Origin of the sequence: Campylobacter sp. CFSAN093226 (assembly GCF_012897595.1) — a bacterium.
In the GTDB taxonomy this organism is placed as follows: Bacteria; Campylobacterota; Campylobacteria; order Campylobacterales; family Campylobacteraceae; genus Campylobacter_D; species Campylobacter_D jejuni.
In genome coordinates this window covers 1,666,285-1,681,003 of the sequence record NZ_CP040608.1, presented here as the reverse complement: position 1 = coordinate 1,681,003, position 14,719 = coordinate 1,666,285, and the positions used below count along the sequence as shown (strand labels likewise).

Here is a 14,719-nt window from a genome sequence, read left to right as displayed (position 1 = left end):
AATCTCTCTTTAAATTTTGCATAATGTATAAATTTTATCTTAAATTTTATAAAAAAAGGTTAAAATCCGCTTTTGTATTTTATTTTTCAAAAGGTATGAATTTGAAAATTTTAGGTATAGATCCAGGTTCGAGAAATTGTGGTTATGCTATCATAGAAGCTGACAAAGGAAAAAACATTCTCATAGAAGCAGGACTTATAAAGATAAAGCCAAGTACCTTACAGTATCAAATCACAGAGCTTTGCGAGGGTTTGGACTTGATTTTTAAAAATCATTCTTTTGATGAGGTGGCTATAGAAGATATCTTTTTTGCTTACAATCCAAAAACCGTTTTAAAACTCGCACAATTTCGCGGAGCCCTATCTTTAAAAATTCTTCAAATTCATGGAGATTTTGCAGAATACACTCCCTTACAAGTAAAAAAAGCCGTTACAGGAAAAGCCAAAGCAACTAAAGAACAAGTTGCTTTTATGGTAAAAAGGCTTTTAAGACTTAGTAAAGATATCAAGCCTTTGGATATCACAGATGCTATTGCAGTAGCTTTAACCCATGCAGCAAATTTAAGAGTTAGGGTGTGATTTTAGTAATTTTTATTACACAAAAGCCCAAAGCTTCATAAACTCCCAAAATACCTTTAAATTTTTTCTATAAATTTTTAAAAAATTCATAAAAAATTTCAAAAGTTGGAACAGAACTTGCTTGTAAACTTCACATAAACGCAAAAGTTTTTTAAAGCCAAAGCGTTAAATTTTTTAAAGCAATATTTTATAAAGGATTTAAGATGATGAGATCACTTTGGTCTGGCGTAAGCGGACTACAAGCACATCAAGTTGCGATGGATGTTGAAGGTAATAACATTTCAAATGTTAATACCACTGGTTTTAAATACTCTCGTGCAGATTTTGGAACCATGTTTAGCCAAACTGTGAAAATCGCTACAGCTCCAACTGATGGAAGAGGCGGATCTAATCCACTTCAAATCGGTCTTGGCGTTTCAGTAAGTTCTACAACTAGAATTCATTCTCAAGGTTCAGTTCAAACCACAGATAAAAACACTGATGTGGCTATAAATGGTGATGGTTTTTTTATGGTGAGTGATGATGGTGGTCTTACAAACTATCTTACAAGGAGCGGGGATTTTAAACTCGATGCTTATGGAAATTTTGTTAATAATGCAGGTTTTGTTGTCCAAGGGTGGAATATCAACTGGGATACTCAAAGTATAGATAGTTCAAGAACTCCACAAAACATTTTTATCGATCCCGGTATGCATATCCCTGCAGCGCAATCCACAGAAGTAGCCATCAAAGCGAATTTAAATAGTGGTTTAAATATAGGAACAGCAAGTCGTCCTTTGTATTCTCTTGATTCTGTGCATGGTTTTAATCAAAAAACAGGTGAAACTAAAGATGAAAATGATACAGGAACTACTCAGTTTTATACGACTTCTAAAAATGCTGTAGAAGTGACGGAAAAGGGTGTGGATGCAGGATCACTTTTTAATGCTAATGGACAGGGTTTAAATTTAAGAGATGGACAAGGGATTTGGGTATCTTATGCGGATGCTAAATATTCTACAAATTCTTTAGGTTATAATGCTTTTAATCCAAATTTACAACAAAATCAAACTGCTGCTTTTTGGGGCAATGGTAATCAAAAGACAAGATTAGATATAGTGATTAATGGAGTTGTTATTCAAAATGATACTATAGGCAGTATAGATGAGGCTATCGCTTATATCAATACCTTTACCGCACCAACGGATGCAAGACAGGGAACAGGAGTAAGAGCGGTTAAAAATGCAGATGGCTCGGGTATAGATTTTGTCAATGATAATGCCGATGGCACTACAGATAATATGAAAAATATCAATCTTGTAGTTAATGCTAACAATACAGCAGGTGAACTTTGGAATGCTGAATGGAATAATAATACTCAAACATTTAGTTTTAACCAAGGTAACGGTGCTCAGCGGCCTACTATTAATAAAAATGGTTCTTCTTTATGGACTGCTACTGGACAGAATTTGACTCCAGCTCCACCTAATCCCGGGCCAATTACCCAAATTCAATTTACAGGTCCAGCAAATGCCCAAATAATAACAGCGCATAAATATATCTATAGTTCTTCGCCTCAAACTCTTCCTCCTATGTATAATCCTGATGGAGGTTTTACTTATATTCCAGGTACAAATGCACAACCTCCTGCTTGGAATGGTACAGATGCTGCTACTATAGGTTCGCAAAATTATTATAATGCAGTAATGAATGGTTCTTTATTAAATACCAATATAAGGACTTTTCACACTACCGAAGATTTAAGAGAGCTTTTACAAAGAGATGCTAGATATGGGGTTGATTATGATGGAAGTGGAAAATTTGCTGCAGCAGATGTCAATGAAAATGTTAAAGTTGTAGTAAATTCTTCAGGAGCTTTTTCTCTTACAAATGTTAATAAAACTTCAAATAGTCCAACACTTACTGCTCCAGGTGGTCAAGGACCATTGAATTTTGGCCCTCATAATATGAATTTCAATATCACTGCTTATACAGATGAAAGAGGAACAGTAAGCACTAATGATGCTTTTACTAAAATCTTTAAAGGACTTGATGGTTCTTTCCCTGCAGGCAATCAGGTTAAGCAAAGTGAACTTCTAAAACTTTCTGCTTTTTCAGCAGGACTTGAAATTTATGATTCCTTAGGTTCAAAACATACTTTAGAAGTGCAGTTTGTTAAGCAAAGCACCACTCAAGATGGGGGTAATGAATGGCAAATGATCATCCGTGTACCCGAACCTGCAGAAATTAACACTACAGGCGAAGGACCAAATAATATCATCGTAGGAACAGCAAGATTTAATAATGATGGATCTTTGTCAAATTATAATCCAAGAACGATAAATTTTTCACCAAATAATGGTGCCGCACCAAATCAACAAATCAAACTTTCCTTTGGAACAAGTGGAAGCAATGACGGCCTTGTAAGCTCAAATTCTGCTTCAACTCTAACAGGACAGGCAACTGATGGTTATACTTCAGGTAACTTAAAACCTGATGCTATCCGTGTGGATGACAAAGGTAATATCTTAGGTGAATTTACTAATGGCAAAACCTTTGCTGTAGCAAAAATAGCAATGGCTTCAGTGGCAAATAACTCAGGTCTTGAGGAAATTGGTGGAAATCTTTTTAAAGTCACTGCAAATAGTGGTAATATCGTAGTAGGTGAAGCAGGAACAGGAGGTCGTGGTGAAATGAAAACCTCAGCTCTTGAAATGTCAAATGTGGATTTAAGTCGTTCTTTAACAGAGCTTATTATCATTCAAAGAGGTTATCAAGCAAATTCAAAAACCATTTCAACGAGTGATCAAATGCTTCAAACTCTAATCCAGCTTAAACAATAATTTAAGCTTAGTATTCTATAAAATATTGTTTTTTGCTCCCTTAAGGGAGCAAGCCTTGCTTTACAAGCCTATCTTGGTAGTCTTGTAATACTAGGCTTAGGCTTGAACTGCCTTCAATTTATTGCTAACTCACTCTTGCTAGGGGGTGAGTTGCAATAAAATTTTAAGCAATGTGATATAAATTTTTTAAAATTTAATTTTAATTTTATTTTTTAAAGATAGAATAATCAATAATTTTTTAGAAAGGAGAAAAAATGTCTTATATTAGTTTTAATTTAATGCTTTCTTCTTTCTGTATGCGTGCTTGGCACGCTTAATCTACTCGTATATACTCATATTCTATAAATTTACATTTTCAAATAGCCTAGTTTAAAGCCGATAAAAAGCTTTTTAACATTTTTTCATTGACACAATAAGGATAAAAAATGAATTTCAATAAAGAAACTTTAGCATTACACGGAGCTTATAATTTTGATACTCAAAGAAGTATTAGTGTGCCTATATATCAAAACACTGCGTATAATTTTGAAAATTTGGATCAAGCTGCAGCAAGGTTTAATCTTCAAGAACTTGGCAATATTTACTCAAGACTTAGCAATCCTACAAGCGATGTTTTAGGACAAAGACTTGCTAATGTCGAAGGAGGGGCTTTTGGAATTCCTGTTGCTAGCGGTATGGCAGCTTGTTTTTATGCTCTTATCAATTTAGCAAGTTCGGGAGATAATGTCGCGTATTCGAACAAAATTTATGGTGGGACTCAAACTTTAATTTCTCACACACTTAAAAATTTTGGCATAGAAGCTAGGGAATTTGATATCGATGATTTAGATAGCTTGGAAAAAGTTATAGATCAAAACACAAAAGCGATTTTTTTCGAAAGTCTTTCAAATCCTCAAATTGCCATAGCTGATATAGAAAAAATAAGCCAAATAGCAAAAAAACATAAAATCGTTAGCATTTGTGATAATACCGTTGCTACTCCTTTCTTACTCCAACCTTTTAAACATGGCGTGGATGTAATCGTGCATAGTTTAAGTAAATATGTAAGCGGTCAAGGCAGTGCTTTAGGTGGAGCACTTATAGAAAGAAAAGATTTAAACGACTTGCTTAAAAATAACGATAGATATAAAGTTTTTAACACTCCTGATCCAAGTTATCATGGACTGAATTTAAATACACTTGATTTGCCGATTTTTAGTATTAGAGTCATCATCACTTGGCTTAGAGATCTAGGAGCTAGCTTAGCACCTCAAAATGCTTGGTTACTTTTACAAGGACTTGAAACCTTGGCAGTGCGTATAGAAAAACACAGTCAAAATGCTGAAAAAGTTGCGAATTTTTTAAATTCTCATCCTGATATCAAGGGCGTAAATTATCCTACTTTAGCAAGTAATGCTTATCATAATTTATTTAAAAAATATTTTGATAAAAATTTTGCTAGCGGGCTTTTAAGCTTTGAAGCTAAAGATTATGAGCATGCTAGAAGAATTTGTGATAAAACTCAACTTTTCTTACTTGCTGCAAATTTGGGTGATAGCAAGTCTTTGATCATCCATCCTGCTTCTACTACTCATTCACAACTAAGCGAAGAAGAACTCCAAAAAGCAGGCATTACGAAAGCTACTATACGCTTAAGCATAGGACTTGAAAATAGCGATGATTTGATAGCGGATTTAAAACAAGCTATAGAAAGTTAAAAGTGTGTTTGCATTGAGTGAATGAGATAAAAATTCCACCATGCTTTATCATAAATAAGGTTTATTAAATAAAGGAGAAAAAATGCCACTGATTATTCCAGAAAATATACCCGCTTATGAGCTTTTAAAAGAGCATGCTTTTATCATGGGATTAAGGAGAGCAAAGCATCAAGATATCAGGCCGCAAGAAATTTTGATTGTCAATCTTATGCCAAAAAAAATTGAAACAGAAAATCAAATTCTAAGCTTACTTGCAAATTCTCCTTTGCAAGTAAATATCACACTTTTAGCCACGACTAGCTATGTGGGTAAAAATACTCCTTTTACTCATTTGGAAAAATTTTACAAGGGTCTTGAAGAGGTTAAAAAACATAAATTTGACGGTGCTATCGTTACGGGAGCTCCTGTGGAACAAATGGATTTTGAAAAGGTTGCTTACTGGGAAGAATTGCTAGAAATTTTTGATTTTTTAAAGCAAAATGTAACAAGTTCTATGTATATTTGTTGGGGTGCCATGGCTGCTTTAAAATACTTTTATGGTGTGGATAAAATCTCTTTAGATAAGAAAATTTTTGGAGTCTATAAGCATGATAAAGTTTCGCCTGATCTGCTTTTAACAAATTTAGATGAAAAGGTTTTAATGCCTCATTCAAGACATTCTAGCATGGATGAAGAGCAAATTTTAGCACTACAAAAACAAGGGAAATTAAAAATTTTGCTTAGAAATAAAAAAATCGGTTCGGCTTTATTAAGAGATGAAAAGAATATTTTTATTTTAGGGCATTTGGAATATTTTAAAGAGACTTTACATCAAGAATATGTAAGAGATAATTTCATACAAAAAGCTAAAAATTATTATGATAAAAAGGGCAATATAAAATACAATTGGCGTTCAAATGCAAATACCATTTTTGCAAATTGGCTCAATTATGATGTGTATCAAAGCACACCTTTTGTGCTTTGATGATTTAAACTCTTGTAGTAGGTGTATCGTGATATACGCTTACTGCACCTTTGATATCGCTTAAAATCGCGCAAGCTGCTTCATTGGCACTTCCCATCGCGCAAGCTACCATAGTCGTAACACCTGAAGCAAGTCCTGCTGCGTAAATTCCTTCTTTGATAATCTGTCTCCCGTGATGTTTGAAGCAAAATTTGTTTGGTTTTGGCATAAGCTCATGCGGTATTACAAAATCTTCAAGTTCTTTGATATCGCTTTTGTTTGCCCCTGTTGCTACGATGATATAATCTGCTTTTATACCCAAGCCTTGCTCATCATTAACAGTAAAATCTCCTTTTTCTCCGCTTATGCTTACTACTTTTGAATCGATGTATTTTACTTCGAGCATAGAAGCAATTTGTGCTTTTATGTGAGTGTAAATTTCATCTGCTTTTGCACCTTTTGGGAAAAAAGGAACATTGTAAATTGCTGCTGCTTTTAAATCTGCTTTACCCTCATCAAAAACAGTGATATCAAAGTCAAGTTCTTCATTTTTAGCTGAAGCGAAAAATAAAGCCGCGCTAAGTCCTGCGATGCTACCGCCTATAATTGCAATTGATTTTTTCATTTTTTTCCTTTTGAAAGATTTGCCTTATTCTAGTATAAAAAGCTTTATTTAATATAATATTTGTCTTTTTTATGCAATTTGCTAAAAATGTTTATTTTTCAATTGCTCTAAAAGTAATTTTTTATATAATTTTCTAAAAATTTTCAATAAGGAAAGCTCATGCGTTATGGTGAAAAAGAAATTAAAGAATTTGATGTAGAAAATATGGAAATTTGGCCAAATGATGCTAAAAATGACTATATCATTAAAATCACCTTGCCTGAATTTATGTGTTGTTGTCCGCGTTCAGGTTATCCTGATTTTGCAACGATTTATCTTGAGTATATGCCTGATAAATTTGTGGTTGAGCTTAAAGCGATAAAACTTTATATCAATACTTTTATGTATAGAAATGTTTCACATGAAGCAAGTATCAATGAAATTTATAATACTCTAAAAGACAAACTCAAGCCAAAATGGATTAAAGTAGTAGGGGATTTTAATCCGCGCGGAAATGTACACACAGTCATAGAATGTCGTAGCGATATGGTAGTACCAAAATAAAGACAAAGCTTTTGCATTTTAAAGTTTTAAATAGCTTTTGAAAGTGCAAAAGTTTAAAAATTTATTTGATATCTTAAATTTATAGCTATTTTTAAAATATTTTTATTTCTCTTTCACGCTCACTTCACAAAAAAAGCATAAACTTGCACTTACTAAAACATTTTAAGGAAGAAGAAATGAAAGTAAAATTTATCCCTGTCATTTTAGCATGTTCTGCCATACTTGCAAGTGCAAATACAATTTCTAATGTTTCAGCCCAAACCTCTGCAGTTGCGCCTGCGCCTGCTACTTCGTATCCTGTATATCCGCAATATGCTGTGCCACCACAAGATCATTTTAATGGCTTGCCAAAAATATTACCAGTCAAATTCAAAATCTCTATCCAGGTGCTTTTATCGTAGATATGGATTGGGAAGCGTATGGTTATGAAATCAAGCTTAACAATTATATGGAGCTTTATTTTGATCGCAATGGTAATTTTTTAGGCCAAGAATTTGATAATTGATTTTGATTTGAACTTTTTACAAAGAGTGAAATCCACTCTGTGTTTTCGCTCTTTTTTAGATTCCTAATTGCATAGTTTTTTAACAAATATAAATTTACAAGTATTTTAAAGCTGATTTTTTTTTAAATTTGTAAACAAAATCCTTACATAATATTAGAAAAAATGAAAAAGTAATAAAAATAATACTATACTAATTATCAATATAATACAATATCACCTCAAAATTCTATTCAAGGAGGCAAACCATGAATAAAAAGTTTTTAAGCATTATTGCAGGTATAGCATTGTTTTCAAGCTCGGCTTTTGCTGAAGAAAAATCAGGCTTTTTTATAGGTGCGGATGCAGCTTATGTTCAAACTAAAGTTCAAGGAAATTTAAAACACAATCAAACCGGTGCTGTTTTTAATGGCGATTTGTCTAGCAGTATTCCTATTTTGGGTTTAAAAGCGGGTTATCGTTTTAATGATTTGCATAGATTATATCTTGCTTATAATTATTCTGATGAATTTAGCGATATTATAAGAACTCCTAAACTTAAAATTGAAAGTGATTTTAGTACGCATAAATTCTTGATGGGTTATGATTTTACTCCAAAAATTTTTGAAAGAGTAAGAGCTGTTGCAGGTGGATATTTGGGTTATGCAAAAACAAATCTTGATTTAAAAACATCCTTATTGTCTTTATCTCAAAAATTTGATGGTTTTGTGTATGGAGTTAAAATCGGTGCTATATTTGAGCTAGGTGCTTCTAATGAAATCGAAGCAGGTTTTAAAGTAGAGAAAATCGAATATAATACAAGAGATTTTTATCAAAAAGCTATAGGATCAAATTTATACGATCCAAGACAAACAAATTACGGCTTATACTTGGGCTATACTTATAAATTTTAATGAAGTATTTTATCGGTAGGATTTCAACCTCCACCGATAAAGTATTTTTCAACATCATCAAGTAGTTTTTCACAAATTTGAGAATCTGTATTTTTTTCTACTACAAGATTGATATAAGTTTTAGTATCTCTGAAACTTCCTGCTGATTTTGAATTTTCACGAGTGAGTTTTTGATTCTCTTTAGTATATTCTATAGTGATGTTAAATTTTAGAGCAGCACTTGCTTCACCTAAATTCGTTTTTACTACCACATTCATTTTAGAAGCTTTAGCAAGTGTAGCTTGGGTTTTGTTTATGATCTCTTTAAAGCGTTGGCAAGATCGTATAAGTGTAGCGATAAATTTGTTATCAAGTCCTTCATAAGCTACTTTGAGTTTATTTTTGATATCTTTTGTACTTTCTTTTTCAGGGGCAACAAAAACCATATAAAAACCATTTTTTATAGTCACATTGTCTGTTTTTACATCGCGTCCACTTGACATAACTTTAACATAAATGGCATTATCAAGATAAACACGATCTACCATAGGCCCATAAATTTCGTATTCTTTTTTTCGGACTATGACTTCACGAGCTAGGACATTTAATTTCACATTGGCTTCGTGGATAACAGGTTCCATTTCTTTTTTAATCTCTAAGAGTTCTTTTAACATCAACTTCCTTTTTGTTACTTAAAATTACAATTATATCAATAATTTTCTTAATTTAAGAATTTTACAAACACATTTACTAAAAATATGATACATTAAGTATTAATTTTAACAAAGGAGGAAAAGATGAAACAAATTTTTGAAATTTCAAATTCAGTTCAACAAAAAAGTAAAGACAATACTTTTAATCTGCTACTGCAACTCTCACTCTAAAACTCAATTTTATTTTTAATCATTTTTTACATTTTTAATTTTTTATTGTTGTTGTTAAGTTTTTGAATTTTTAATTCATTCAGTCTGTTTGGTTTTAAAGGATTAAATCATGAAAGATAATAAAATCATAATCTTTGATACCACTTTGCGAGATGGAGAACAAGCTTTAGGCAGTTCTTTGGGTATCAATCAAAAATTACAAATCGCTTTAGCGCTTGAAAATTTAGGCGTAGATGTTATAGAAGCAGGTTTTCCGGTATCTTCACAAGGGGATTTTAAAGCGGTGCAAAAGATCGCTTCTAAGGTTAAAAACTCAACTATTTGTGCACTTTCTAGAGCATTGGATAAAGATATAGATATGGCTTATGAAGCTTTAAAAGTGGCAAAGCATTTTAGAATTCATACTTTTATAGCCACTTCGACTTTGCATATGCAAGATAAATTAAAAAAAGATTTTGATGAAATTTTGTCTATGGCAAAAAGAGCGATTATAAGAGCAAGATCTTATACTGATGATGTAGAATTTTCATGCGAAGATGCAGGAAGAACGCCTATAGATAATCTTTGTTTTATGGTGGAAAATGCGATAAAAGCAGGTGCTAAAACTATAAATATCCCAGATACCGTAGGCTATACTCTGCCAAGCGAATTTGCTAATATCATCAAAATTTTATTTAACAAAGTGCCAAATATAGACAAAGCTATTATTTCTGTGCATTGTCACAATGACTTAGGTATGGCAACGGGCAATAGTTTAAGTGCTATTTTACAAGGTGCAAGACAGATAGAGTGCACTATAAATGGACTTGGCGAAAGGGCGGGCAATTGTGCTTTAGAAGAAGTGGTTATGGCGATAAAAACTAGAAAAGATTATTTAAAAGGTTTTTATACTGATATTAAATGTGAAAATATCTTTAAAACTTCAAAATTGGTTTCAGCTATCACTAATGAAAGCATACCTTCACATAAAGCTATAGTGGGTAGCAATGCGTTTTCTCATAGTTCAGGCATTCATCAAGATGGAGTGCTTAAAAATAGGCAAACTTACGAGATCATAAGCCCTAGTGCCATAGGAATTCATGAAAATCGTATGTTAATGACAGCAAGAAGTGGAAGGGCTATGATAAAAACTTGCCTTGAAAATTTAGGCTATGATGAAAATACTTATAATTTAGATGATGTTTATGAGCGTTTTTTACGCCTTGCGGATAAAAAGGGTCAAGTATATGATTATGATTTAGAAGCTTTGATGTTTTTAAGTTATGAGAGTGAAGAAGAAAATGAATTTGTGCTTGAAAAATTAAGTGTGATCAGTGGAAATATCCCAACTGCTTGTGTTTGTATGCGTATCAAAGAAGAGCTAAAAACTGAAGCTTGCACAGGAAATGGTCCTGTTGAAGCAGTTTTTAACTGCATTGCTAGGATAACGAATTTAAAGCCTGCGCTAAAAGCTTATAGTATCAATGCAAAAAGTTCAGGAGTAGATGCTCAAGGGCAAGTGGATGTAGATTTGGAATTTAAAGGGAGAAAATTCCATGGAAAAGGACTTTCAACAGATGTGATAGAAGCTTCAGCACAAGCTTTTGTGAGTGCTTACAATGCGATTTATCGCTCTTTAAAAGTAGAAGAAAGGAAAATGGCATGAAAACTTATAAAGTAGCTGTTTTAGCAGGAGATGGCATAGGGCCTTTGGTGATGAAAGAGGCTTTAAAAATTTTAACTTTTATCGCACAAAAATACAATTTTAGTTTTGAATTTAATGAAGCTAAAATAGGCGGTGCAAGTATAGATGCTTATGGAGTGGCTTTAAGTGATGAAACTTTAAAGCTTTGTGAGCAAAGTGATGCGATTTTATTTGGTTCTGTGGGTGGGCCTAAATGGGATAATTTGCCCATAGATCAAAGACCTGAAAGAGCCTCGCTTTTGCCTTTAAGAAAGCATTTTAATTTGTTTGCAAATTTGCGTCCTTGTAAAATTTATGAAAGTTTAACCCATGCTTCACCTTTAAAAAATGAGATTATCCAAAAAGGAGTGGATATTTTATGTGTTAGAGAGCTTACAGGTGGGATTTATTTTGGTAAGCAGGATTTAGGTAAAGAAAGTGCGTATGATACTGAAATTTACACTAAAAAAGAGATAGAAAGGATAGCTCGTATCGCTTTTGAAAGTGCAAGAATAAGAAAGAAAAAAGTCCATTTAATCGACAAGGCGAATGTTTTAGCAAGTTCTATTTTGTGGCGAGAAGTGGTGGCAAATGTTGCAAAAGATTATCAAGATATAAACTTAGAGTACATGTATGTGGATAATGCTGCGATGCAGATTGTAAAAAATCCTAGCATTTTTGATGTTATGCTTTGTTCAAATCTTTTTGGTGATATTTTGAGTGATGAGTTAGCTGCCATTAATGGATCTTTGGGTTTGTTAAGTTCAGCAAGTTTGAATGATAAAGGTTTTGGACTTTATGAGCCAGCAGGTGGAAGTGCGCCTGATATAGCTCATTTAAATATAGCCAATCCCATAGCTCAAATTTTAAGTGCGGCTTTGATGTTAAAGTATAGTTTCAAAGAAGAACAAGCCGCACAGGATATAGAAAATGCTATATCTTTGGCATTGGCACAAGGAAAAATGACTAAGGATTTAAATGCTAAGTCGTATTTAAATACCGATGAAATGGGGGATTGTATTTTAGAAATTTTAAAGGAGAATGACAATGGCTAAAACTTTATATGAAAAAGTCTTTGATGCTCATGTGGTTTATGAAGGCAAAAACGAACTTCCTATACTTTATATCGATAGACATTTAATCCATGAAGTAACAAGCCCTCAAGCATTTTCAGGGCTTAAAATGGCTAAGCGTAGAATGGCAAGAGCGGATTTAACTTTGGCTACTATAGATCATGATGTTTCAACTAAAAGTATGGATTTAAATGCTTGTTCTGATATGGCAAAAGAGCAAATTACAACTTTGATGCAAAATACTAAGGAATTTGGAGTAAGGCTTTTAGGACTTGGAGATAAAAATCAAGGCATAGTTCATATAGTAGGTCCTGAGCTTGGCTTTACTTTACCTGGGGTTACTTTAGTTTGCGGGGATTCTCATACGGCAACACATGGGGCTTTTGGAGCTTTAGCCTTTGGTATAGGCACGAGTGAAGTAGAGCATGTCATGGCAACGCAAACTTTAAAACAAGCCAAACTTAAAACTATGAAAATCGAATGTAAAGGGCAGTTTCAAAAAGGCGTTTATACTAAGGATTTGATTTTGTATTTGATCGCACAATACGGCACAGCAAAAGGCACAGGCTATGCTATAGAATTTTGCGGAGAACTTATAAGAAATCTAAGCATGGAAGCTAGAATGACTCTTTGTAATATGGCTATAGAATTTGGAGCGAAAGTAGGTATGATAGCTCCTGATGAGATCACTTTTGAGTATATTAAGGGAAAGGAATTTGCACCTAAAGGAGAAGAATTTCAAAAGTATTGTGAGTATTGGAAGAGTTTAAGAAGTGATGAAGGAGCAAAATATGATGCGAGTATTACTCTAGATGTAAGCAAGATAAAACCACAAATTAGCTATGGAACAAATCCTTCGCAAGTGATTGGCATAGATGAAAAAATTCCAAAAATAAGTGATTTTAAAAATCAAAGCGAGCAAAAATCTTTGCTTGATGCTTTATATTATGTAAATTTAGAGCAAGATCAAGTTATAGAAGGGGTAAAAATCGACATTGTATTTATAGGATCTTGCACAAATGGGCGTTTAGAAGATCTTAAAATAGCTGCTGATATCTTAAAAGGGCTCAAAATTCATAAAAATGTTAAAGCTTTAATCGTGCCTGGTTCAATGCAAGTAAGAAAAGAAGCTGAAAATTTAGGACTTGATAAGATTTTTATCGAGGCAGGGTGTGAGTGGAGATATGCAGGGTGTTCTATGTGTCTTGGTATGAATGATGACAAAGCAAATTCAGGTCAAAGAGTTGCTTCAACTTCAAATCGTAACTTTGTAGGCAGACAAGGTAAAGGTTCTATCACTCATTTGATGAGTCCTGCAAGTGCAGCAGCTTGTGCCATAGAAGGTGTTATTTGTGATAATAGAAAGTATTTAGGAGTTTAATATGCAAAAATTTATTATACACAAAGGTATAGCTTGTCCTTTAGAATATGCCAATATAGACACAGATCAAATTATACCTAAGCAATTTTTACTTGCAGTGTCTAAGCAAGGTTTTGGCAAGCATTTGTTCCATGATTTGCGTTATTTAGATGATAAAGAAAGTGTTTTAAATATGGATTTTAATCTCAATAAAAAAGAATATCAAAATAGCTCTATTTTGGTGAGTTTTGAAAATTTTGGTAGTGGCTCTTCAAGAGAGCATGCGCCTTGGGCTTTGGTTGATTATGGTATTAGAGCTATTATCGCACCTTCTTTTGCGGATATTTTTAAAAACAATGCCTTAGGAAACGGTTTGCTCACTATAGAACTTGCTAAAGATGAGGTTTTGGAAATAGTTGATGAGTTAAAAAAATCCCAAGATAAAAATATAGAAATTTCTTTGTTGGAAAAAAGAGTATTTTTTAAAGATAAGATTTTTTCTTTTGATTTAGATGATTTTCACAGAATTTGTCTTTTGGAAGGGCTTGATAATATAGCTTTAACTTTAAAACATGAAGCACAAATCAAAGCCTATGAAAAAAACTCAAAAAGCTTTTTGGTTTAGAATTTTTTCATAAGCTAAAAAAGGATCTTGGTAATTAGGTATGTCAAAGTTTCCACAAAAATTAAAATCAAGCTTTTTAAAAAGCGAATTCATAGGAAAATTTTTACTATGAGTATCTGCTCTTAAACTTGCCTTGTGATTTTCCAAGGCAAAATTTTCGCAAAAATTTAAAAGTTTTTGTGCCACGCCTTTGCCTTTTGCATTTTGTTTGACAGCTAAACGGTGTAGATAAAAGGCTTTATCATCATAATTTTTGTTAAAAATAACTTGTTTGTAAAATTCAGGTTTAAATTTTTCATTGATACAGATAAAGCCTAAAATTTCATCATTTTCTTTAAACACATAAAGTTCTTGTGCTTGTATATCTTCTTGAAAAACTATTTCATTTGGATAATTCTCATCCCATTGGTGAAAATTCATAGTTTTCATAGCATTTAAAGCATCTTTTGTGATTTCAAGTATAGAATTTAAATCTTTATTGACGGCTTTTTGTATGATAGTGTTTTGCATGATAATCCTTTGTATAAGGAAG

General features: G+C 32.8%; 13 protein-coding genes and 1 pseudogene. 11 read left to right on the top strand and 3 right to left on the bottom strand.

The annotated features are described in order from the left end of the window. Window positions 1-95: 95 nt before the first annotated feature. From ruvC to metA, 4 genes are all read left to right on the top strand, one after another. Window positions 96-578, top strand: a complete 483-nt coding sequence (gene ruvC / locus FBF02_RS08745; protein WP_079264929.1) for a crossover junction endodeoxyribonuclease RuvC — start codon at window positions 96-98, stop codon at window positions 576-578. Window positions 579-781: 203 nt separating this feature from the next. Continuing rightward, a complete protein-coding gene (gene flgE, locus FBF02_RS08740) occupies window positions 782-3,400 on the top strand; it encodes a flagellar hook protein FlgE (protein WP_002928289.1) in 2,619 nt (872 codons plus the stop codon). Between the two features lie 425 nt (window positions 3,401-3,825). After that, window positions 3,826-5,097 carry an O-acetylhomoserine aminocarboxypropyltransferase/cysteine synthase gene (locus tag FBF02_RS08735; protein ID WP_002928291.1) on the top strand — a complete coding sequence of 424 codons (1,272 nt, stop codon included), beginning with the start codon at window positions 3,826-3,828 and terminating at the stop codon, window positions 5,095-5,097. A gap of 82 nt (window positions 5,098-5,179) precedes the next feature. Further along, on the top strand, window positions 5,180-6,061 hold the full coding sequence (gene metA / locus FBF02_RS08730) for a homoserine O-succinyltransferase (protein WP_002783526.1): 882 nt from the start codon (window positions 5,180-5,182) through the stop codon (window positions 6,059-6,061). Between the two features lie 4 nt (window positions 6,062-6,065). Here the strand turns inward: metA and FBF02_RS08725 are convergent, their stop codons facing one another. Further along, the gene (locus FBF02_RS08725) at window positions 6,066-6,665 is read right to left on the bottom strand and encodes an NAD(P)/FAD-dependent oxidoreductase (RefSeq protein WP_002853070.1); all 600 of its coding nucleotides are present in this window, start codon (window positions 6,663-6,665) and stop codon (window positions 6,066-6,068) included. Window positions 6,666-6,824: 159 nt separating this feature from the next. On the opposite strand from FBF02_RS08725, the gene queF reads away from it, so the two are divergent. From queF to FBF02_RS08710, 3 genes and pseudogenes are all read left to right on the top strand, one after another. After that, on the top strand, window positions 6,825-7,208 hold the full coding sequence (gene queF / locus FBF02_RS08720) for a preQ(1) synthase (protein ID WP_002834281.1): 384 nt from the start codon (window positions 6,825-6,827) through the stop codon (window positions 7,206-7,208). A gap of 176 nt (window positions 7,209-7,384) precedes the next feature. Beyond that, window positions 7,385-7,713: pseudogene (locus FBF02_RS08715) on the top strand (PepSY-like domain-containing protein). Between the two features lie 245 nt (window positions 7,714-7,958). Beyond that, window positions 7,959-8,603 (top strand): outer membrane beta-barrel protein, encoded by a 645-nt coding sequence (locus FBF02_RS08710; protein WP_002853127.1) that lies wholly within the window; start codon window positions 7,959-7,961, stop codon window positions 8,601-8,603. 23 nt (window positions 8,604-8,626) lie between these two features. On the opposite strand, the gene FBF02_RS08705 is transcribed toward FBF02_RS08710, so the two are convergent. Beyond that, window positions 8,627-9,256 (bottom strand): hypothetical protein, encoded by a 630-nt coding sequence (locus tag FBF02_RS08705; RefSeq protein ID WP_002853105.1) that lies wholly within the window; start codon window positions 9,254-9,256, stop codon window positions 8,627-8,629. A 319-nt stretch (window positions 9,257-9,575) separates the two neighbouring features. Here FBF02_RS08705 and leuA point away from each other — a divergent pair, with 319 nt between their 5' ends. The 4 genes from leuA to leuD are packed head-to-tail and all read left to right on the top strand — an operon-like array spanning window position 9,576 to window position 14,187. After that, entirely contained in the window at window positions 9,576-11,111 is a 1,536-nt protein-coding gene (leuA, locus tag FBF02_RS08700; RefSeq protein WP_002853134.1) for a 2-isopropylmalate synthase, read from the top strand. Beyond that, window positions 11,108-12,184: a 3-isopropylmalate dehydrogenase gene (leuB, locus tag FBF02_RS08695; RefSeq protein WP_002858793.1), complete on the top strand. Its 1,077-nt coding sequence runs from the start codon at window positions 11,108-11,110 to the stop codon at window positions 12,182-12,184. The genes leuA and leuB overlap by 4 nt, the downstream gene beginning before the upstream one ends. Continuing rightward, a complete protein-coding gene (gene leuC / locus FBF02_RS08690) occupies window positions 12,171-13,583 on the top strand; it encodes a 3-isopropylmalate dehydratase large subunit (RefSeq protein ID WP_079254410.1) in 1,413 nt (470 codons plus the stop codon). The genes leuB and leuC overlap by 14 nt, the downstream gene beginning before the upstream one ends. Before the next feature lies 1 nt (window position 13,584). Next, on the top strand, window positions 13,585-14,187 hold the full coding sequence (gene leuD / locus FBF02_RS08685; protein ID WP_002853150.1) for a 3-isopropylmalate dehydratase small subunit: 603 nt from the start codon (window positions 13,585-13,587) through the stop codon (window positions 14,185-14,187). Here leuD and FBF02_RS08680 read toward each other — a convergent pair. Further along, the gene (locus tag FBF02_RS08680) at window positions 14,167-14,697 is read right to left on the bottom strand and encodes a GNAT family N-acetyltransferase (RefSeq protein ID WP_002853140.1); all 531 of its coding nucleotides are present in this window, start codon (window positions 14,695-14,697) and stop codon (window positions 14,167-14,169) included. The genes leuD and FBF02_RS08680 overlap by 21 nt on opposite strands. Between the last annotated feature and the right edge of the window lie 22 nt (window positions 14,698-14,719).

Bases quoted from the DNA above. Each gene is read 5' to 3' on its own strand.
- ruvC (WP_079264929.1), top strand. From the start codon at position 96: ATGAATTTGAAAATTTTAGGTATAGATCCAGGTTCGAGAAATTGTGGT.
- flgE (WP_002928289.1), top strand. From the start codon at position 782: ATGATGAGATCACTTTGGTCTGGCGTAAGCGGACTACAAGCACATCAA.
- FBF02_RS08735 (WP_002928291.1), top strand. From the start codon at position 3,826: ATGAATTTCAATAAAGAAACTTTAGCATTACACGGAGCTTATAATTTT.
- metA (WP_002783526.1), top strand. From the start codon at position 5,180: ATGCCACTGATTATTCCAGAAAATATACCCGCTTATGAGCTTTTAAAA.
- FBF02_RS08725 (WP_002853070.1), bottom strand. From the start codon at position 6,665: ATGAAAAAATCAATTGCAATTATAGGCGGTAGCATCGCAGGACTTAGC.
- queF (WP_002834281.1), top strand. From the start codon at position 6,825: ATGCGTTATGGTGAAAAAGAAATTAAAGAATTTGATGTAGAAAATATG.
- FBF02_RS08710 (WP_002853127.1), top strand. From the start codon at position 7,959: ATGAATAAAAAGTTTTTAAGCATTATTGCAGGTATAGCATTGTTTTCA.
- FBF02_RS08705 (WP_002853105.1), bottom strand. From the start codon at position 9,256: ATGTTAAAAGAACTCTTAGAGATTAAAAAAGAAATGGAACCTGTTATC.
- leuA (WP_002853134.1), top strand. From the start codon at position 9,576: ATGAAAGATAATAAAATCATAATCTTTGATACCACTTTGCGAGATGGA.
- leuB (WP_002858793.1), top strand. From the start codon at position 11,108: ATGAAAACTTATAAAGTAGCTGTTTTAGCAGGAGATGGCATAGGGCCT.
- leuC (WP_079254410.1), top strand. From the start codon at position 12,171: ATGACAATGGCTAAAACTTTATATGAAAAAGTCTTTGATGCTCATGTG.
- leuD (WP_002853150.1), top strand. From the start codon at position 13,585: ATGCAAAAATTTATTATACACAAAGGTATAGCTTGTCCTTTAGAATAT.
- FBF02_RS08680 (WP_002853140.1), bottom strand. From the start codon at position 14,697: ATGCAAAACACTATCATACAAAAAGCCGTCAATAAAGATTTAAATTCT.